This is a genomic window from Peptidiphaga gingivicola (assembly GCF_001652275.1).
GTDB classification, from domain to species: Bacteria; Actinomycetota; Actinomycetes; order Actinomycetales; family Actinomycetaceae; genus Peptidiphaga; species Peptidiphaga gingivicola.
Genome location: NZ_LVZK01000001.1, coordinates 1563123 through 1581942, shown reverse-complemented (window position 1 = coordinate 1581942; position 18820 = coordinate 1563123). Strand labels below are relative to the sequence as shown.

The 18820-nt window shown below is 65.0% G+C and carries 17 protein-coding genes; 5 read left to right on the top strand and 12 right to left on the bottom strand.

All coding sequences use genetic code 11. The features are described from left to right. Positions 1-65: 65 nt before the first annotated feature. Positions 66-2186, bottom strand: a complete 2121-nt coding sequence (locus tag A4H34_RS06550) for an ATP-dependent DNA helicase RecG (RefSeq protein ID WP_064231441.1) — start codon at positions 2184-2186, stop codon at positions 66-68. Positions 2187-2625: 439 nt separating this feature from the next. Between A4H34_RS06550 and rpmB the strand changes: the two genes are divergently transcribed. Then, entirely contained in the window at positions 2626-2823 is a 198-nt protein-coding gene (rpmB, locus tag A4H34_RS06545; RefSeq protein WP_040323192.1) for a 50S ribosomal protein L28, read from the top strand. Positions 2824-2895: 72 nt separating this feature from the next. On the opposite strand, the gene A4H34_RS06540 is transcribed toward rpmB, so the two are convergent. The 3 genes from A4H34_RS06540 to A4H34_RS06530 form a co-directional block, all read right to left on the bottom strand. Continuing rightward, complete coding sequence (locus tag A4H34_RS06540) at positions 2896-3741, bottom strand: aldo/keto reductase (RefSeq protein ID WP_009198913.1); 846 nt, start codon at positions 3739-3741, stop codon at positions 2896-2898. A gap of 58 nt (positions 3742-3799) precedes the next feature. Then, on the bottom strand, positions 3800-4843 hold the full coding sequence (gene thiL, locus A4H34_RS06535; RefSeq protein ID WP_064231440.1) for a thiamine-phosphate kinase: 1044 nt from the start codon (positions 4841-4843) through the stop codon (positions 3800-3802). 81 nt (positions 4844-4924) lie between these two features. Continuing rightward, entirely contained in the window at positions 4925-5575 is a 651-nt protein-coding gene (locus tag A4H34_RS06530) for a MerR family transcriptional regulator (RefSeq protein ID WP_064231439.1), read from the bottom strand. A 121-nt stretch (positions 5576-5696) separates the two neighbouring features. Between A4H34_RS06530 and A4H34_RS06525 the strand changes: the two genes are divergently transcribed. Then, a complete protein-coding gene (locus A4H34_RS06525; RefSeq protein ID WP_231870977.1) occupies positions 5697-7202 on the top strand; it encodes an MFS transporter in 1506 nt (501 codons plus the stop codon). A 24-nt stretch (positions 7203-7226) separates the two neighbouring features. On the opposite strand, the gene A4H34_RS06520 is transcribed toward A4H34_RS06525, so the two are convergent. The 3 genes from A4H34_RS06520 to A4H34_RS06510 form a co-directional block, all read right to left on the bottom strand. Further along, positions 7227-7763, bottom strand: a complete 537-nt coding sequence (locus A4H34_RS06520; protein ID WP_064231437.1) for an NADPH-dependent FMN reductase — start codon at positions 7761-7763, stop codon at positions 7227-7229. 121 nt (positions 7764-7884) lie between these two features. Next, entirely contained in the window at positions 7885-8427 is a 543-nt protein-coding gene (locus tag A4H34_RS06515) for an NADPH-dependent FMN reductase (RefSeq protein WP_040322704.1), read from the bottom strand. 242 nt (positions 8428-8669) lie between these two features. Further along, positions 8670-9782 carry a D-alanine--D-alanine ligase family protein gene (locus A4H34_RS06510; RefSeq protein ID WP_064231436.1) on the bottom strand — a complete coding sequence of 371 codons (1113 nt, stop codon included), beginning with the start codon at positions 9780-9782 and terminating at the stop codon, positions 8670-8672. Positions 9783-9833: 51 nt separating this feature from the next. On the opposite strand from A4H34_RS06510, the gene A4H34_RS06505 reads away from it, so the two are divergent. Both A4H34_RS06505 and A4H34_RS06500 read left to right on the top strand, forming a co-directional pair. Further along, positions 9834-10985 (top strand): trans-sulfuration enzyme family protein, encoded by a 1152-nt coding sequence (locus A4H34_RS06505; protein ID WP_064231435.1) that lies wholly within the window; start codon positions 9834-9836, stop codon positions 10983-10985. Continuing rightward, on the top strand, positions 10982-11665 hold the full coding sequence (locus tag A4H34_RS06500; RefSeq protein ID WP_064231434.1) for an AMIN-like domain-containing (lipo)protein: 684 nt from the start codon (positions 10982-10984) through the stop codon (positions 11663-11665). The genes A4H34_RS06505 and A4H34_RS06500 overlap by 4 nt, the downstream gene beginning before the upstream one ends. Here A4H34_RS06500 and A4H34_RS06495 read toward each other — a convergent pair. The 4 genes from A4H34_RS06495 to leuC all read right to left on the bottom strand — a co-directional run bounded on the left by A4H34_RS06495 (position 11643) and on the right by leuC (position 16220). Further along, on the bottom strand, positions 11643-12569 hold the full coding sequence (locus A4H34_RS06495) for a lysophospholipid acyltransferase family protein (protein ID WP_064231433.1): 927 nt from the start codon (positions 12567-12569) through the stop codon (positions 11643-11645). The genes A4H34_RS06500 and A4H34_RS06495 overlap by 23 nt on opposite strands. Then, the gene (gene murA, locus A4H34_RS06490; protein ID WP_009198923.1) at positions 12569-13891 is read right to left on the bottom strand and encodes a UDP-N-acetylglucosamine 1-carboxyvinyltransferase; all 1323 of its coding nucleotides are present in this window, start codon (positions 13889-13891) and stop codon (positions 12569-12571) included. Before murA ends, A4H34_RS06495 begins: the two co-directional genes overlap by 1 nt. Before the next feature lie 196 nt (positions 13892-14087). Continuing rightward, positions 14088-14744, bottom strand: a complete 657-nt coding sequence (leuD, locus tag A4H34_RS06485; protein WP_064231432.1) for a 3-isopropylmalate dehydratase small subunit — start codon at positions 14742-14744, stop codon at positions 14088-14090. 78 nt (positions 14745-14822) lie between these two features. After that, positions 14823-16220 (bottom strand): 3-isopropylmalate dehydratase large subunit, encoded by a 1398-nt coding sequence (gene leuC / locus A4H34_RS06480; RefSeq protein ID WP_064231431.1) that lies wholly within the window; start codon positions 16218-16220, stop codon positions 14823-14825. A 106-nt stretch (positions 16221-16326) separates the two neighbouring features. On the opposite strand from leuC, the gene A4H34_RS06475 reads away from it, so the two are divergent. Continuing rightward, positions 16327-17112 (top strand): IclR family transcriptional regulator, encoded by a 786-nt coding sequence (locus tag A4H34_RS06475; protein WP_009198926.1) that lies wholly within the window; start codon positions 16327-16329, stop codon positions 17110-17112. A gap of 512 nt (positions 17113-17624) precedes the next feature. On the opposite strand, the gene A4H34_RS06470 is transcribed toward A4H34_RS06475, so the two are convergent. Further along, positions 17625-18686, bottom strand: a complete 1062-nt coding sequence (locus A4H34_RS06470) for a hypothetical protein (RefSeq protein ID WP_064231430.1) — start codon at positions 18684-18686, stop codon at positions 17625-17627. Positions 18687-18820: the final 134 nt, after the last annotated feature.

Genomic DNA, 18820 nt, shown 5'->3' with positions numbered 1-18820 from the left:
GGAGCGGCGGCACGCCTGCCGAGCCTCGTCCCCGTTCAAGAAGACTCCTCTCCCTTCAACGCGGCTCATCCCCGTTCAAGATAGTCCGCCCTTCCCGCGTCGATAGCCGCCACCGCCTCTGCGAGGGCCCGGCGATCGACGAGCTCGGGATCCGCGGCGACAGCCTCGCGCGCGGCGGCCCTCGCCGTCTCGATGATCTTCCGGTCCTTGGCGACGGACAAGAAGCGCAGGTGTGAGCCTCGCCCCGCCTGGGCCGCCCCCAGCACGTCCCCTTCGCTTCGCAGCTGGAGGTCGAGCTCCGCCAGGGCGAAGCCGTCGGTCGTCGAGGCGAAGGCCTCCAGCCGCCTGAGCGCGAGGCTTCCCTTTTCGGCCGACGTGACGGCCAAACACACGCCGGGCGCCGTCCCCCGGCCAATCCTGCCGCGCAGCTGATGCAGCTGGGACAGGCCGAAGCGGTCCGCGTCCAAAATCACCATCGCGGTGGCTTCGGGAATGTCTACGCCGACCTCGACGACGGTCGTCGACACGAGGATCGGCGCGCGCCCCGAAGCGAAGCGCTCCATGGCTTCGGCTTTCTCTTCGGAGGACATGCGCCCGTGCATCGTCCCGACCCCGATTCCGGCGAGCGCGCTCTTTTCGCGAAGCTCCGCCGAAACGTCGGCGACCGAGGCGAGCGGCAGCCCTTCGTCGTCGTCCTCGATGCGGGGGCATACGACGTAGGCGCGCCCTCCGCCGCGGACCTCCTCCCCCAGACGCTCCCACACGCGTTCGACCCACGCCTCCTTCGAAGCCGGGACGACGGTCGTGGAGACCTCCGCGCGGCCCGCGGGAAGCTCGCGCAGCACAGAGACGTCGAGGTCGCCGAAGACGCTCATGGCGATCGTGCGCGGGATCGGGGTGGCCGTCATGACGAGGGTGTGGACGCCTCCTCCCGCCAGCGCGTCACGCTGGTCGACGCCGAAGCGATGCTGCTCGTCGACCACGGCGAGCCCCAGGAAGGGAATCGCGACGTCGTCGGAGAAGAGCGCGTGCGTGCCCACGATGAGCCCCGCCTGGCCGGAGGCGACGCGGGCCAGCGTCCGGCGGCGTTGGGCGGCCGTGAGCGAGCCCGTCAGCAGTTCGACCGGAGCGAGCGGGCCGACGAGCGCCTCGATCGTGCGCATGTGCTGGTAGGCGAGCACTTCGGTCGGCGCGAGCAGCGCGGCTTGGCCTCCTCCGTCGAGAACTTGGAGCATTGCCCGCAGCGCCACGACCGTCTTTCCCGAGCCGACGTCGCCCTGCAGCAGCCTGCGCATCGGCGTCGTCTTGGCCAGATCGGCGGCGATGTCGGCGGACACTTCCCTCTGGCCCGATGTGAGCTCGTAGGGCAGGCCGGCGTCGAACTGGGCGAGAAGGCCCCCGTCTGCCAAGGGGAAGGGCGCCGTGGCCCGCTCGCGCGCGCGATGGGAGCGCTGAGCCAGGGCGGCCTGCAGCACGTAGGCCTCCTCGTGGGCCATTCGCAGCCGCGCCGCGCGCCACTCTTCGTCGTCCTCGGGGCAGTGCAGGGCGCGCATGGCTTCAAACTTCGAGGGCAGCCGATGGGCCGCCAGGTACTCGCCGGGGAGCGGGTCGGGGACGTCCGAAGGCGCAAGCGCCTGCAGAACGGATTGGACGGCCTTTCGGATGTGCCACGAGGGCAGCCGGTCCGTGGCGTGGTAGATCGGAATCGGGCGGGCGATCTTGGCGACGTCGGACTCGTCTTCGACGAGCTCGTATTCCGGATGGGTCAGCTGGAGGCCGCCGCGATACGAGGAGACTGTGCCGGAGAAGCTGGCGACGACGCCGGAGGCCAGGCGCTTGGCGTGGAAATCGAGCGTGCGCGGGCTCTTGCCGAAAAAGGTCAGATCGAGCTCATTCACGCCGTCGGCGACGCGGACCGTGAGGATGTAGCCTCGCCGCGAGTTCATCGGCCGCATCCTCGAGTCCGTCACTCGGGCTATTACGGTGGCCGCTTCGCCCTCGCGGACGTCGGCCAACGGCATGAGCTCGCCGCGATGCGCCAATCGGAAAGGGGCGTGGCTCAGAAGGTCGCCCACGGTGCGGAGTTCGAGTTTCGCCAGAGCCGCGGCCGTCCGCTTTCCCAGTGCGCGTTCGAGGGGGCGTTCGAGAGCGCTCCAGCCGTCAGAGGCGACCGCCTCACGAACCATGGCACATCCCTTTCTCGATCACATCGTTTCCCGTGCCGGCGCCCACGCCGACGTCCGCGCCAACCGGAGGGCCGAACCAACCGGAGAGCCGAGGAATCGGACGACGGCGCGGTCGAACGAGGACGAAGTCGGCAACGGCCTCGAGACCGCCGTCGGCGTCCTCAGCCGGCCGTTTCGACTGTCCCAGACTACCGGAGAGTGTCGGAGGCCACCGCGACGCGCGCTTGGACACGAAACGCAACCGCGGCTACAATTGACGGGTTGCCGTCACCCGGTACACGGCCGCCGATTGACGTTTAGCCGCCAATCGGCCCGAAGGTGCGCAGCCGTCGAAGGCAAGCGTATGGCCTTTGACGGCCGTGCGGCGTTTGGTGGCATGGAATCGGCAACACAGAAAGAGACGCCGCTGGCGTCCCGTCAGCGTACGAAGGAGACAATCGTGGCCTCTGTCTGCGAAATTTGCGGCAAGCACCCGAGCTTCGGCAAGCGCGTCTCGCACTCCCACGTGCGGACCAGCCGCCGTTGGAACCCGAACATTCAGCGCGTTCGCGCCCTCGTCAACGGCGCTCGCAAGCGCGTCAACGTCTGCACGTCCTGCCTCAAGGCGGGCAAGATCGAGCGCGCTCCGCGCCGCTGAGCGCGACGCGCGCGAAAAAGGGGCCGTGTTCGGCCCCTTTTTCGCGTTTGCCGGAAGGCGGCCCGGCGTCCGTTACTCGACCGTCACGCCCTTGAGCATATCGACGGCCGCGGGGTCGCGATGGTCGATGAAGAGCGGTTCGCCCTTCTCCAACGTCGTGACGACGGCCATGTCCGAATCGGCGAGCTCGAAGTCGAAAACGTCGAAGTTTTCCTCCATCCGGTCGCGCCTGACGGACTTCGGAATGACGACGACGCCTCGCTGGATGAGCCAGCGAAGGACCACTTGCGCAACCGACTTGTCGTGCGCGCGGGCAATCGACGAAAGGGTCGGGTTGGTGAACAGATTGTTGCGGCCTTCGGCGAAGGGCGCCCATGATTCGATCTGAACGCCCTCGCCCGCCATGAATTCTTGGTCGGCGAAGCGCTGGAGGAAGGGGTGGGTCTCGACCTGGTTGACCGCCGGAACGACGCGGTTGAAGGCGATGAGGTCGGCCAGCCGATCGTTGGGGAAGTTAGACACGCCAATCGCACGGACGCGGCCCTCCTCGTTCAGGCGCTCCAGCGCCCTCCAAGAGCCGTAGACGTCGCCGAAAGGCTGATGGATGAGGTAAAGGTCGACGACGTCGAGGCCGAGCTTCTCCGACGAACGCTCGAACGCCGCGCGGGCGGCGTCCTCGCCGGCGTCGGAAATCCACACCTTGGTGGTGACGAAAAGGTCGTCCCGCGGAATTCCGCTGGCGGCTATCGCCTTGCCGACGGCCTCCTCGTTTTTGTAGACGGCAGCCGTGTCGATGTGCCGATATCCGACTTCGAGCGCCTCGGAAACCGCCCGCTCGGTGTCCGACGGCGGAATCTGATACACACCGAAACCGAGGACGGGCATCTTCACACCGTTGTTCAGAGTAACAAACTGCATTGTGCTTCCTTTCGATCGTGGTTTCGACACTATCAGCATGCACCTACATTGAGTAAAGCTAAACACGCTCAGCGCGAAAATGATCCCACCCGGTTCCCTTCGGAACGTTCCGGCCACCATAGGTCACGAAGCCGCCAGACTCTCTTTCGTCCCCGGGGTCAAGCTCGCGCACGGAGCCGATCTGCCGCCATCCTTCGGGCACGGAATTCGGCGTCGTCGCAAGGAATCCGTGGTCCTCTCCCCCGCCGAGGACCATGCCCTTTGCAAGCTCGCGCCTCACTCCGGCACAGACAAGGCCGTCGACGTCGCACTTGAGGGCAGCCGGATCTATGTCGATGCCCACATTCGAGGCTTCGGCCATGCGCCGGGCGTCGCGCACCAGCCCGTCGGAGACGTCCATGAGGGCCCTTATCCGCCCTGCGGCGCAGGCGGCCAAGGCAAGGTCGACGGGTGGGTTGGGGCGCTTGTATACCGCGACGACGGCGTCCGGCCCGTCGGGGGCCCGCCCGTTCGGCGCGGGGGAACGCTCGCCGTCGGCGGGCAGAACGCTCGCGCATTCGGGCGCGACGGCGCCGCTGGTGAGGAAGTGCAGTCCGGCGGCGGACCACCCGAGGACTCCACAGTGGATGAGGCGGTCTCCCGGCCTTGCTCCGGACCGCAGAACCGGCGGACGGCCTGAAAGGTCGCCGACGACGGTCACTCCCGCCGTTGCAGGGCCCCGGGTGAGGTCCCCTCCGTCGACGCCGGCGCCGAAGCGTCTGGCGGCCTGGCCCATGCCGCGCGCAAACTCGACTAGCCATTCGACGTCGCGATCGCCGGGCACGCTGAGAGCCGCAACGAAGGAGACGGGGCGGGCGCCCATGGCCGCGGCGTCGGCGGCGTTCTGCATGGCCGCCCGCCATCCGACGTCGTACCCCGTGGACCACTCGGGACGGTAATGCGACCCTTCGACGAGCATGTCCGTGGAGATCGCGACACTATCGGCCGCCAGGCCAATCACTGCGCAATCGTCCCCGCTGGGCACCTCGATCCCCTCAGCTCTCGGCAGATGGGGACGAATCAATCCGAGCAGCTCGTCCTCTGAAAAGTCGCGCACGTGCATGGAAACATTGTGCCAGCCCGAACTCCCTCGCCAGCCGAACGGCCGCTCGCCCGAACTCCCTCGCCAGCCGAACCTCTCGGCTCACTCGCCGAAGGAACGCGCGCCGCTCTCTTTCAGACCGGAGGCTGCCCGGTGCCCGACTTCCTGATGCGCCGCCCGCCGCATGGCCAGCAGCACGGGCTCGCGGGACACCGTGCCAAGCACGGCGAATGCGACCGCGTCTTCCCCCTCGGGCATGCGGGCGAAGTCGCTTTCGGCCATCTCGAAGGCGGCATCGGCATAGACTTTTAGTTGGTCCTCGTCCATAGGGACGCCGAGATTTTCGCAAAAGTCGATCGCGGCGGAGAGCCGCTCGACCACAGCATCAGCGTTGGCGTCCTGCGAGCGCACGATCCGCTCGAACCCTATTCGCGCAAGCAATTCACGCACCCTCGAATCGCTCGCTGCGGGGACGTTCACCGAAGGCAAAGCCGCCGTCGCCTCCGACATCGCAAGGAGGGGGTCGCGATCGGCGTCGTCCGCCGCCCGAAGAATCTTTCGCACCTGCTCGATCGACGCCCCGAGCACCTCGACCATCGCGCGAATGAGCCGCAGTCGCCTCACGTGCCCTTGCCCATAGGAAGCCTCGCGAGCATTGACCCTCTCGCCCGGCGCCAAAAGGCCCTCTCGCAGGTAGTACTTGATCGTGGCAACCGACGTTCCCGATTCGCGGGCAAGCTCCGAGATCCGCACAGCCGTCTCCTTCCTCGATTTGCACGATTGGATCGCAATGCTATCCTGTTGGACTAGATAGTTCCGCTATCCAATATGACCGCTCGAAAGACGAGAAACTCGGAAATCAAGGAAATACAACATGCACGTCAGCAACAAGCAGCCGGCTACGCGGCCGTCGCAATCCACATCGGACCGGCCCTCGTCGGCGCTGTCCGCACCAGGTCGGCCGCCGTCGGCACGGGCGGCGTCAGGCGAACCGCCCGAGCGTCGCCGGGCGACGAACAAAGCACCGGCGGCTGCGGCTATAGCCGCAGCCGCGGTCCCCACTCTCATGACGGCTCTGGACAACCTCGTCATGACATTCGCGCTGCCGGACATAAAACGCGAGCTCGGCGCAACCGTCACCCAATTGCAGTGGTTCGTCAACGCCTACACCCTAGTTGTAGCCTCGGCCCTTCTCCCGATGGCCGCACTGGGCGACAGATTCGGACGACGCCGGATCTTCTCCTACGGAATCGCCGTGTTTGCAGCGGCCTCGGCGGCTTGCGCCCTCGCTCCGACGCCGGAGGCGCTCATCGTCGCCCGAGCAATCCAAGGGGCGGGCGGCGCAGCGATCGTGACGCTTTCCCTCGCCCTCCTCGTCGACGCCGTCCCTCGGCGCCTGCGCGAACTCGCGATAGGCGTGTGGGGCGGAGTCAACGGCCTCGGAATAGCAATGGGCCCACTTCTCGGGGGAGCAGTCGTCTCGGGGCTGCACTGGTCGGTCGTCTTCTGGATCAATGTTCCGATCGGCGCCCTGTCCCTGCCACTCGTTCCGCGATTCCTCCCCCGGGCCGCAGCCGGCTCAAAAGGAGCGGACTGGATCGGAACCATTCTCGGCATCGGATTCGTCTTCCCGCTGACATGGGCTGTTGTCGAAGGCCCCTCCAGGGGCTGGACCGACGGCCTGACCATCGGGGGGTTCGCGGTCGCCGGAACCTGCCTGGTTCTCTTCCTTCTCTGGGAACGCTCGGCCAAAGCTCCCATCATTCCTTTGAGCCTGTTCGCCAACCGGCGTTTTTCGCTGGTCAATGCGGCAACGGTCCTCTTTGCGGCAGGCGTTTTCGGGGCGATCTTCTTCTTGAGCCAATTCCTCCAGATCACACTCGGATACAGCGCGTTCGAAGCGGGGCTGCGAGCCGGCCCATGGACCCTCTTGCCGCTGTTCGTCTCTCCCGCCTCCGGCGGGCTCGTCAAACGACTGGGGGTTCGGCGCGTTCTCGTCTCCGGAATGTTCCTTCAGACGGTCGCACTCGCATGGTTCGCCGTGAAGGTCGGGGCCGATGTTCCTTACGGCGATTGCATAGCGCCCATGGCGGTCGCCGGACTCGGAATGGGATTGAGCTTCGCGCCGTTGGCGACCGGCGCCCTCCAGGGCGTTTCCGCAGACCGACGCGCGGTCGCCTCGGGCGTCAATTCGACTCTGCGCCACCTAGGAGTGGCGATCGGCATAGCGGCATGCACGGCAATCTTCACGGCGCACGGAAAGTACCTTCCCGGCCAGCCTTTCGTCGACGGCATCAAACCCTCTCTGTGGCTGTGCGCAGCGCTTCTGGCGACGGCGACGGTTTGCGCCGAACGCTCCGATCGCGCCGCGCGACGCTAGCGCACAGAGACCGCCCGGGGAGAGTCATTCCGACGCCTTGACGAAATCGACGAAGCCGCCGATGAATTGGGCGAGGAAATCGCGCGAGCCCTCGGCTACGCCTCCCTCGGGCGTGATCCCCGCCTGTTGTGCGTTGATGTACGCCTCATGCGGGTAGAGCTTCGATCCGAAGAACGTGAGCGGGCCGCGCAGATGCGTCTGGGCGATTCCCGTGGCGACGGGGCTCGGCGAGACTCCGGCCAGCGCGACCGGCTTGCCCTCAAGCGAGGCGGTTCCCCAGGGGCGAGAGGACCATTCGACGGCGTTGGCAACGACCGCGGAGTACATGCGATTGTGCTCGGGCGTGATGATGACGACGCCGTCGGCCTCGTCGACGGCCTTCTTGAAGGCAGTGGCGACTTCGGGCCAGTTGCCGTCGTAGTCGCGGTTGTACAGCGGAAGGCTGCCGACGTCGAGGTCGACGAATTCGACGCCCTCGGGGGCGAGGGAGACGAGGGCCTTGGCCAGGCCCCTGTTGAGGGACGTCGAAGAAAGCGATCCGACCATGTAGGCGATCTTCATATATGCCTTTCGTCGCGCGGGAGGCTTGCAGGCCTCCCGAATTGAATGAACATTCAACAATCATACGCGCTTAACGTCAAACGAGAGACGCCGTATGCTGAGAACGAAAACGGCTCACCGGTCAATCCCGGTAGAACTCTTCGACGAAATCGATGAAGCCGGAGATGAACTCCTGAAGATAAGGCCTCGCGCTCTCGGCGAAAAGGCCCTCCGGCGTGATTCCCGCATCGACTGCGTTGATGTAGACCTCGGCCGGATAGACCGTCGAGCCGCAGAACACAAGAGGCGCCCGAAGGTGGACCTGCGCGAGCCCGGTGGCCTCATTGCTCGGAGCGGTCCCCGTGACGGCGACGGGCTTGCCGGACCACGCCGAGCTTCCGAACGGACGCGACCCCCATTCGATGGCGTTGGCCAGCGGAGCCGAGTACATGCGGTTGTGCTCAGGAGTGATGAGCACAATGCCGTCGACGCCGAGGATGGACTGCTTGAAGTCCAGGGCGACTTGCGGCCAGTTCCCGTCGAGATCGCGGTTGTACATCGGAAGGTCGGCTATGGGCAGCTCCACGAAATCGACGCCGAGGGGCGCGACGGCGATGAAGGCTTTGGCCAATCCTCGATTGAGCGATTCCTTTGACAGCGAGCCGACGATGTAGCCGATCTTCATACCGGTCTTTCGGTCCGGGGAAGCTTTTTGGTCCGGGTCCGACGCCCGGTCAGCGAGAGTCGCGGCCTCGGCTCGATGCCTTCCAGGCGAGCGCCGAGCTCTTCTTCGTTCCGGGGAGGGTGAGAATCCGCCGTTAGACAACATTAACCTTCAATCTGTGGATGCGACCTTGCGCGTGAGGCGGCCCGCTGGGGCTTCGCCGATCGCGTCCACGGGACAAAATCAAACGTTCGCAGGGGCCTTTACCGCAGGCCCACGGGACGTTCGAGTGCGAGGGCGACAAGCTCGTCGATGAGCTCGGAATACGGGATTCCCGTGTGTTCCCAGAGAATCGGATACATCGAGAATTCCGTGAAGCCGGGAATCGTGTTGTGCTCGTTGACGAGTATTTCGCCGTCGTCGGTCAGGAAAAAGTCGACCCGGGTCATTCCCTCGCAGTCGAAGGCTTCGAAGACCCTCGCGGCAATCCGCCGAGCCTCGGCTTCGACGTCGGCCTCAACCGGCGCGGGAACGGCCATATGGAAGCCTTCCGTCTGGATGTACTTCGTCTCGAAGTCGTACCAATCGGTCCCGTCCATGACGATCTCGCCGAGGATTGACGTTCGAGGGGCTGCGTCGCCCCTGCCGCCGAGCACGGCGCACTCGACCTCCCGGCCTTTGACTCCCTGCTCGACGATCACCTTTGGGTCGACCTTCTGCGCCGCGGCGATCGCCTTTTCAAGCCCGCCGGGCTCTAAGACCTTGCCGATTCCCAAGGACGACCCTGCGCGTGCGGGCTTGACGAACACCGGAAAGGTCAGCTTCTGCGCGATCTCCGCGAGGATCTGCCCTTTCTCCGTCCGCCACCTTCTGGGGGCGACGAGCACGTACGGGGCGACGGCGATGCCCGCCGACTCCAAAACGACCTTCATGAAGTGCTTGTCCATTCCGGCGGCCGAGGCGAACACTCCGCAGCCGACGTAGGGAACGCCCGCCATTTCGAGGAATCCCTGGATCGTCCCGTCCTCGCCGAAGGGGCCGTGGAGCAGCGGGAACGCCACGTCGAAGCTTCCGAGCACCTCAACGACAGGCGCGCCGCCCTCAGATTCGACGAGAGTCAGGGCGCGCGGTTTTCCTCCGATCTCTATGAGCACGCGGCTGGGGGATCCGCCGACCTCTCCTTGGGGGCCGGCCGCCTCCAGCGCATCGGGGTCCGCGGATCCGGGAACCCACGTGCCGTCGCGCCGTATCCCGATGGGGACGACGTCATACTTGTCCGGGTCCATAGCGCGCAAAACCGATGCGGCGGTCATACACGAAACCGAATGCTCGCCCGAAGCCCCGCCGTAGATGAGGGCCACACGCGTCTTTGCCATTATCCGGTCACCTTCCACTTTCGGTACCACTAAAGCGATAGCCTACATCGTATGAGTGAAAATCATGGCCTCGCACCTGCGACCATCGCCGTGGCATCGGCGCGGCCGACACGCTCCCAAGGCTCTCCCGTCAATCCGCCGATCACGCTTTCGTCAACTTACCACTCGATTGGTTCCCCCGACGGATCCATGCTTTACTCGCGATGGTCCAACGAGACGTGGCATCCGGCCGAGGAACTGATCGCCGAGCTCGAGGGCTCTCCCCTGCCCGCGCTCCTCCATTCCTCGGGCATGGCGGCAGTGGCGAACGCCATGCATCTGAATCGACCGGGGGCTCCTATCGTCATGCCTCGGCACGCCTACCACGCCTCGCTCATTGTGGCTCACGACCGTTCCGCGCGCGAAGGCGGCCAGGTCCGCGAGGTCGACGTCGCGGACACCGACGCCGTCGCCGCCGCGATCTCCGCAGACGGCGAGGCCGCGGGCCTCGTGTGGATAGAATCGCCTACGAACCCGATGCTCGAGGTCGCCGACATCCCTGCGATCTGTGAAGCCGCCCACGCCGCCGGCGCGCTCGTGGCGGTCGACAACACCTTTGCCACGCCTCTCGGGCAGCGCCCGCTCGAGGCGGGCGCCGACGTCGTCGTCCATTCCGCGACGAAGTACCTGTCCGGGCATTCCGACGTCGTCCTCGGCGCCGCGCTGGCCTCGCGCGGCGACCTTCACGAAGCCCTGCACGAGGAACGCACCGACGCCGGCGGGGTCGCGGGCCCAGTCGAAGCTTGGCTTCTGCTGCGCTCAATGCGCACGCTCCCCTTGCGAATGGAGCGCATCTGGGCGAGCGCCGCCGAGCTCGCCCGCAGGCTCGAGGAGCACCCCCTCGTAGCCGAGGTCCGCCACCCGTCGCTCCCCTCCCATCCGCAGCACGAGCGCGCCAAACGCCTCATGTCCTGTTTCGGCGGCGTCCTGACGATGAGGCCCGTCGGCGGGTTGCGGGCCGCCGAGGAGCTCGGGCGCTTCGTCCGGATATGGTTGCCCGCGACGTCGCTCGGAGGGGTAGAGTCTAGCTTCGAGCGACGCCGCCGCTTTCCCACGGAAGCCGCAACCGTTCCGGAGGACCTGCTGCGCGTGAGCGTCGGCATCGAGGACGTCGAGGATCTATGGAGGGACCTTGACGCCACACTCAAGGAGGTACACCAATGAAAGCTCGCCTCAGCGCCGCATGCGCCGCCCTCGTCCTCGCGGGTTCGGCGTGCTCGTCGGCCTCGGAGGAAGCCGACGGCGGCAAGCCGAAGGCGAATCCGGGCACGGTCGCCTCCGCGCAGGATTCGGGCGCCTCCCGATCGTCGAGCCCGACGTCTGCGGCTCCCACGCCTGGCCCGTCTGCCGCGTCGTCCTCCTCCGCCGCCCCGCGAGCGTCGGCCTCGCCCGTCGCCCCGACAGACTGGCTCGCCGAGGGGTCGCAATCCGACGGCTTCCCCACGGCTGCCGGCCACGCCTTCCCGAGTTCGTCGAGGGTCGGATCGCACCCGGAGTATGAGAGGGTAGTCGTTCAGTACACGGGCGGCGCCGCAGATTTGACGTGGAAGACGACGTGGACGAGCGATCCCATCGACGAAAAGGGAGAGCGAATCAACGTCAAGGGCGACGTTTTCTTGCAAGTCGACATCGCGGGCGTTCGCGAGCCGAGCGACGTCGCCACCCTTCCGCCGACTCTCCACCCCGGGTCGCTTGCCGGCCTTTCAACCGTCAAGGGCGTCTCCGTCCAGTACCCCTTCGAGGGCCAGCACATGGTCTTCATCGGCTTGTCCGCCAAGAATTCCTATCGGATCCAGGTGCTCAAGGATCCGTCGCGGCTCGTCATCGACGTGAAGAAGGGCTGAGCTTCTCCTTCAAGCTGGGTTTTCCTCGGCCTTCGCCTTTCCGCGGCGCCCGCCTCCTCTGCCGCTCGGCTTTCCTCCGTGCTCGGCGCCTCTGGCGTTCCGCGATCTCCGCGTGGCGCACGAGCACGCCCGCTTCGCGGGGGTCGTCGTCGATCGCCCGGTCCCATCGGCGGTGGCGGGGCCCATTTCCGGCGGCGACGTCGGCTGCCCGAATGGCCTTCAGCTCGTCCGTGACGGCCGCCATGACCTTCTCCGTCGCCTCGGTCAGAAGCTCGTGCGTGACACCGCGGCCGCGGTATGCCGAAAGATCGACCGGCTCGCCGATGCGCACGTCGCACGTCGTGCGCCAACGCCCGAATTTTCGCCAGGAGACTTTGCCCGTCCACGGGTCGATGAGGCCCTCGTTTCCCCAATGGGCGACGGGGACCACGGCGACGTCGGGGTCCGCCAGGGCCAGGCGCGCCACACCGGTTCGCGCCTTCATCGGCCAGCCCGACGGGTCGCGGGTGAACGTCGACTCGGGGAAGATGACGACGGTCTTGCCCTCCGCCAGGGCCCGAGCCATTGCGTCCATGGAAGAAGCGGGACTGCCGCCGTCCTTCGGCGCCGAGGCGGCGTCGGAGCGATAGATGGGAATCTGCCCGGTTTTGCGCATGATCCACCCCAAAACCGGAACCGCGAACAGGTCTGCTCTGGCGGCGATTCGCGGGGCCCGCCCCGAACGATAGGCGACGATCGCCATCGTGAGCCAGTCAAGGTGGCACGTGTGGTTGGCGGCCACCAAGAGAGGGCCCGAGGGCGGAATACGCTCGGCGCCCGCGATCCTCGTTTTCTGGAGCGCGCCGGCGAGGGCGAGCGCCGGCCGCGCAAGCAGCCGCGTGAGCAGAGGCATGGCCTCCGCCATCAGCCCTCCTTCACGACGTTGGCGCCGAGCGCCCTCAGCTTTTGCATGAAATGCTCGTATCCGCGATCGATGATGTCGATTCCCGAGACGACCGACTCGCCTTCGGCGGCAAGCGCGGCGATGAGGTGGGAAAAGCCGCCTCGCAGATCGGGGACGTCGATGTCGGCGGCCCGCAGCTTCGTCGGCCCTTGAATGACCGCCGAATGATAGAAGTTGCGCTGCCCGAATCGGCACGGCAATCCTCCGAGGCACTCCCTGTACGTCTGGATGGAGGCCCCCATCTCGTTGAGCGCCTCCGTGAAGCCGAAACGCTCCTCGTACACGGTCTCGTGGACGATGGAAATGCCCGTCGCCTGCGTCAGGGCGACGACGAGGGGCTGCTGCCAATCGGTCATGAATCCCGGGTGCACGTCGGTCTGAAGGGCCATCGAGTGCAATTCGCCGCCGGGATGCCAGAAGCGGATGCCCTCGTCTTGCACGTCGAATTCTCCGCCGACCTTGCGAAAGACGTTGAGGAAGCTTGTCATCGACTGCTGTTCGGCCCCCCTGACGAAAACGTCGCCTCCGGTGGCCAGCGCGGCGCACGCCCACGAGCCCGCCTCGATCCGGTCGGGAAGCGCGGTGTGCGAGTATCCGCGCAGTTTGTCGACCCCCTCGATGCGAATCGTGCGGTCCGTGTCCACGGAGATGATCGCGCCCATCTTCTGCAAGATGGCGATGAGGTCCATGATCTCCGGCTCGACGGCGGCATTCGTCAGCTCGGTGATGCCTTGGGCCATGACCGCCGTGAGAAGGGTCTGCTCCGTCGCTCCGACGGAGGGGTACGGCAGGTGCACGGGCTTGGCCTTGAGCGGCTTTTCCGCTATAAGGTGCATGCCCGCAGCCTCCTGGATCCTGCGGGCTCCGAAATCCTCTAGCACTCTGAGGTGGAAATTCACGGGCCGGGATCCGATGTGGCAACCGCCGAGGTCGGGAATGAACGCCTCTCCGAGGTTGTGCAACAAAGGCCCGGCGAAAAGAATGGGAATGCGCGAAGAGCCCGCGAGCTTGTCCATCTCCACCGGGTCCTCGGGCAGGTTGATCGAGCCGGGGGTTATTCCCAGGACGCCGGCCTCTTGGTCGTAGTCGACGGTCGCCCCGTGCATGCGCAGCAGATCCGAGACGACGTCGACGTCGCGAATCAAAGGCACGTTGCGGAGCTTCGACTGCTCCGCAGAGAGCAAGGCGGCCACCATCGCCTTCGGGACCAGATTCTTCGCTCCGCGCACGGTGACCTCACCGCGAAGTGGCGTGCCTCCCAGCACGCGAATCTTGCTGACCATATGCGTCCTCCAATGTCGACGGCCGCCGATAAAGTGTGCGTGTACTGGATCGGCTCACAATCCGCGCATTCAAGAATAGCCGCTTATGGGCGCGAGGTGGATTCGCCGAGTGTGAATCCGCCCGCACGCTCGCGCACCGCAGGGGCGTGCGCCGTCCGCATAGCTCCGGCCGACGGCGCATGCGGCCTTGATGCAATCAGGCGAGCGGGGCGTCCCGGTCCACCGGCCGCGCCGAGACCACCGCGACCGGTGGAAGGTGCTTCTTGGGCAGCGTCTTCGGCTTGAAAGAAGGGCGGGAAGCCTCGTAGGCCTCGATGGCGCCTTCGTTCTGGAGGGTGATTCCGACGTCGTCGAGCCCCTCCATGAGCCGCCAACGCGTGTAATCGTCGAGGTCGAAGCGGCAGGCGAAGCCCTCGGTGTGAACCGTTCGGCTCTCGAGGTCCACAGTGATCTCCGCGCCCGGGTTGGTCTCAAGGATCTTCCACAGCTGTTCGACGTCCTCTTGCGCCACCACCCCGGCAACGAGCCCCTGCTTGCCTGCGTTGCCGCGGAAGATGTCGGCGAACTTCGGGGCGAAGACGGCGCGGAAGCCGTAGTCCTTGAGCGCCCACACCGCGTGCTCGCGCGAGGATCCGGTGCCGAAGTCGGGCCCGGCAACGAGCACCGAGCCCCGGCGGTACTCCTCTTTGTTGAGAACGAAGGAGGGGTCTTTGCGCCACGAGGCGAAGAGGGCGTCTTCGAATCCCGTGCGCGTGATGCGCTTGAGATAGACGGCGGGAATGATCTGGTCCGTGTCGACGGCGCTGCGCCGGAGCGGGACGCCGATCCCGGTGTGCTGCGTGAACTTTTCCATCGTGTTCCTTTCTTAGCAGCCAAGGCGTCTGGCTCGGCCGAGCCGTTCACCCCGGCTGAAGGCCCTAAACTTCCCGCTTCAGCCGAGGTCCGACGGCGTGGCGAGCTTTCCCTTGACGGCCGTCGCCGCCGCGACCAGGGGCGATACGAGGTGGGTCCGCCCGCCCGGCCCCTGCCTCCCCTGAAAATTCCTGTTCGACGTCGAAGCGCACCGCTCCCCCGGACTCAGCTGGTCGGGGTTCATGCCCAGGCACATCGAGCATCCGGCGTTGCGCCATTCGGCCCCGAAGTCGAGGAAGACTTTGTCGAGCCCCTCGGCCTCGGCTTGGAGGCGGACCCGCGCCGACCCCGGGACCACCATCACGCGGGTTTTCGGCGCCTTCTGGCGGCCCTCGATCACCTTTGCGGCCGCCCGCAGGTCCTCGATGCGCCCGTTCGTGCACGAGCCGATGAACACGGCGTCGATGTCGATCTCCCGCATCGGCGTTCCCGGGGTCAGGCCCATGTATTCGATTGCGCCCTCGGCGGCTTTGCGCTGGGTCTCGTCGGCGATGTCGGCTGGCTCGGGAACCTTTCCGGAGATTCCTATTCCCTGGCCGGGGTTGGTCCCCCAGGTGACGAAGGGCTCCAGCTCGTCGGCGTCCAGCTCCACGACGGTGTCGAATTCGGCGTCGTCGTCGGTGGCCAAAGTGCGCCAGTAGGCGACGGCCTCGTCCCAGTTCTCCGGCGCGTTCGGCCTGCCCTTGACGTAGGCGAACGTCGTCTCGTCGGGGGCGACCATTCCGGCCCGCGCGCCGGCTTCGATCGACATGTTGCAGATCGTCATCCGCGCCTCCATGGACAAGGAGCGGATGGCCTCGCCGCGGTATTCGATGACGTGGCCCTGGGCGCCGTTCGTCCCGATCTTCGCGATGATGGCCAGGATGACGTCCTTGGCGGTGGTGCCCGGCTTGAGTCTGCCGTCGACGTTGATGGCCATCGTCTTGAACGGCGCGAGCGGGAGTGTCTGCGTCGCCAGCACGTGTTCGACCTCCGACGTGCCGATTCCCAGGGCGAGCGAGCCGAAGGCGCCGTGGGTGGACGTGTGGGAGTCGCCGCACACGATGGTCATGCCCGGCTGCGTCAGCCCGAGTTGCGGGCCGACGACGTGGACGATCCCCTGGTCGGCGTTGCCGAGCGAATAGATGGGAACGCCGAATTCTTCACAGTTGCGGCGCAGGGCTTCGATCTGGGCGCGGGACGTGAGGTCGGCGATAGGCAGATCGATGTCGAGGGTCGGCGTATTGTGGTCCTCCGTGGCCACCGTCAGATCCGGGCGGCGCACGGGGCGCCCGGCCAGGCGAAGCCCCTCGAAAGCCTGCGGGCTCGTCACTTCGTGAACGAGCTGCAGATCGATGAAAAGAAGGTCCGGAGCGCCGTTCTCTCCGCGCTTGACAACGTGGTCAGCCCAAACCTTCTCGGCGAGCGTCGCACCCATTGTGCCCTCCTTTGTCATATTCGGTTGAAAGAGTCAAGAAAAGGATCCCGCAAATACAGGGGTTTTTGTCCTTGCATCTCAAAGCGTGAGATGCAAGTATCAATACATGGACACTGTACCCGGGGATGACGCCGACGGCCGCAACGGCGACACGCTACGAGACGACAGCTCGGGCGTCGGAGTGCTCGACAAGGCGGCTTCCGTTTTCAGCGCTCTGGAATCCGGTCCGCAAACGCTCGCGCAATTGGTGTCCGCAACCCATTTGGCGCGGCCCACCGTCCACCGCCTCGCCGTCGCGCTCGAGCACCACCGCCTGGTCGCCCGCGACATGCAGGGGCGTTTCATCCTCGGCCCCCGCCTCGGCGAATTGGCCTCGGCAGCCGGCGAAGACCGCCTCCTCGCCTCGGCCAGCCCGGTGCTCATCGCCCTGCGCGACCACACGGGCGAATCCGCCCAGCTTTTCCGCCGCCAGGGAGATCAGCGGGTGTGCGTCGCGGCGGCCGAACGCACTGTCGGGCTGCGCGATTCGATTCCCATCGGCGCAACCCTGTCGATGAAGGCCGGGTCGGCCGCACAGGTGCTTTTGGCGTGGGAGGAGCCCGATCGGCTTCACCGGGGGCTGCACGGGGCGAATTTCACAGCGACGAACCTGTCCGCCGTGCGCAGGCGCGGGTGGGCGCAGTCGGTCTCCGAACGCGAGATCGGGGTGGCTTCCATATCGGCCCCCGTGCGCGGGCCGTCCGGCCGCGTCATCGCCGCGGTCTCGATCTCCGGCCCCGTCGAGCGGATGGGGCACCAGCCCGGACGCCAGCATGCGACGGCGGTCGTGACCGCGGCCCGGCGCCTGACCGACGTCCTCCAGGCGACCGAAGGCCTCGGCGCGGAGCTGTGAAAATGCAAGAGAACAAGGTTACGCCCCTCTCTACGCAAACGAGCTTCTTCCACGCAAACTTGCCTCCTTACGACCAGAACCGCACTTTTGATTTTCCCATGTCAATTAGCTCTTCCCGCACACCAAAGGTATTTTACAGCCTCATTGCCGCACGAAAACTATTAAAAACGATGTTTTGTACATAAAGTAAGATAATTACACATTACATGAATAAAGTTTCCATTTATAGAAGCGCCAATGTATTAAATTTTATAACTTAAGAACTTTCCTTATCTCCATGTTAAAAGATCTAGTAAAGGAATGAGTAACTTCAAGCCACTAGAGCGAAGTACCATTTGCCACAAAACACAATCAAATTGCATCACAATTTACGATCGGGAAGCAGTTAAGATTTGATGACGTGAAACGCGTGGGGAGCAAAACTTTCTGCTTTTCTCCCCACGCGTTTAATGGATATGAAGGATATCTACGTCAGCCTCCCCTATACAAATATGCAAGGCAGGTGGACCCCATTACCAGTTGCACTTATGTTCGACGACACTCCAAGGATATTTGTTCCAATCTGGATTAGAACGACGTAAAAGTTCAATATCCCAATGCCATCCGGCCCCTACGACAAAATAACCATAATAGGCATGGCAAGTGTACTGCTGTTGGAGCGTTTGGGGAGGATTCTGGCCAACAAGGCGATCCTTCCATTCTTTCCATCCTAGATTCGCAATAATCCACGTCCCAGACGACGGCACTTGCCCCCACCTATAAGGGAGAGTAGATCTATAGACAGAGCTCCCCCATGCCGATAACTTTCCCGAAAAAACCGTTCCATGGCTCCTGTCAGTACCTGGTCTATCCTTCTCCAGCGTGCCGAACAGATTGGCGCCCAACCAAGGATCGGCAACGATGGGATAGGCGTATTGGCCGCCGTGATCGACCACTTGCGTGACGGTATTTCCTTTAACCTCGTAATGGGTCGGAACGCTCTTGCCCTTGGCATCTTTGGCCCACGCCGGTGCGATGCCGGCAACCATCTTCTCGTCCTTCGTCACCAGGACGGACGAACCGGCGCGCTGGATCTTCGCCCCTTCAGGCACCTGTATCTTGTACGCATAGCGTTTGGGTGCCTTGGCGTCGTTGATGACGGTGTTGATCTGAGCACTCCCGTCCTTGCGGACGATCGGCGTTGTGGACGAGCCGTTTTTATTGTCGAACGTGGCCGTGCCGGCCCGCGACGACGCCGCCTTCGACGCTGAGCCGGAGAACGGCAGATCCACCGAGACCTTGCCGTTGCGCCCGGCGATCGTCATCTTCGAGCTCGGATCGTTGGGCACCGAAATGCCCACGCCTTGCTGCGTCGTTTTAATCGCGTCCCTGCCTGAAGCGTTCGCCGGAACGTCGGCTGCCGCGTCTGTCCACTTGCGATCGGCTCTTTCAACAGCCTGGTATGCCTGCTGCGCCGTAGCACTCGACGCCGTATCCGAACCTTGATCTGGAGAATCTGCGTGGGCGACCGACGCCCCCGCAATCGCCATCGACAATGCCGACAGCGAGGCTGCAAAACGAATGAGTTTCATCATAACCTCCTATCTTCATTCGTTGCTTTAGTGTTTTTCACTGTAGTCTTAGTCACTACAGCAAGCAACGCAATATAAATTGCAGCGCTCCCCAGTGAAGGCGAATCTCAGAAGCTCATGCGCAAAAATCCGTTTCC

Excerpts from the sequence above, each read along its gene's own strand:
- A4H34_RS06550 (WP_064231441.1), bottom strand. The coding sequence starts at position 2,186 with ATGGTTCGTGAGGCGGTCGCCTCTGACGGCTGGAGCGCTCTCGAACGC.
- A4H34_RS06540 (WP_009198913.1), bottom strand. The coding sequence starts at position 3,741 with ATGCAGTTTGTTACTCTGAACAACGGTGTGAAGATGCCCGTCCTCGGT.
- thiL (WP_064231440.1), bottom strand. The coding sequence starts at position 4,843 with ATGCACGTGCGCGACTTTTCAGAGGACGAGCTGCTCGGATTGATTCGT.
- A4H34_RS06525 (WP_231870977.1), top strand. The coding sequence starts at position 5,697 with ATGCACGTCAGCAACAAGCAGCCGGCTACGCGGCCGTCGCAATCCACA.
- A4H34_RS06520 (WP_064231437.1), bottom strand. The coding sequence starts at position 7,763 with ATGAAGATCGCCTACATGGTCGGATCGCTTTCTTCGACGTCCCTCAAC.
- A4H34_RS06515 (WP_040322704.1), bottom strand. The coding sequence starts at position 8,427 with ATGAAGATCGGCTACATCGTCGGCTCGCTGTCAAAGGAATCGCTCAAT.
- A4H34_RS06510 (WP_064231436.1), bottom strand. The coding sequence starts at position 9,782 with ATGGCAAAGACGCGTGTGGCCCTCATCTACGGCGGGGCTTCGGGCGAG.
- A4H34_RS06505 (WP_064231435.1), top strand. The coding sequence starts at position 9,834 with ATGAGTGAAAATCATGGCCTCGCACCTGCGACCATCGCCGTGGCATCG.
- A4H34_RS06500 (WP_064231434.1), top strand. The coding sequence starts at position 10,982 with ATGAAAGCTCGCCTCAGCGCCGCATGCGCCGCCCTCGTCCTCGCGGGT.
- A4H34_RS06495 (WP_064231433.1), bottom strand. The coding sequence starts at position 12,569 with ATGGCGGAGGCCATGCCTCTGCTCACGCGGCTGCTTGCGCGGCCGGCG.
- murA (WP_009198923.1), bottom strand. The coding sequence starts at position 13,891 with ATGGTCAGCAAGATTCGCGTGCTGGGAGGCACGCCACTTCGCGGTGAG.
- leuD (WP_064231432.1), bottom strand. The coding sequence starts at position 14,744 with ATGGAAAAGTTCACGCAGCACACCGGGATCGGCGTCCCGCTCCGGCGC.
- leuC (WP_064231431.1), bottom strand. The coding sequence starts at position 16,220 with ATGGGTGCGACGCTCGCCGAGAAGGTTTGGGCTGACCACGTTGTCAAG.
- A4H34_RS06475 (WP_009198926.1), top strand. The coding sequence starts at position 16,327 with ATGGACACTGTACCCGGGGATGACGCCGACGGCCGCAACGGCGACACG.
- A4H34_RS06470 (WP_064231430.1), bottom strand. The coding sequence starts at position 18,686 with ATGATGAAACTCATTCGTTTTGCAGCCTCGCTGTCGGCATTGTCGATG.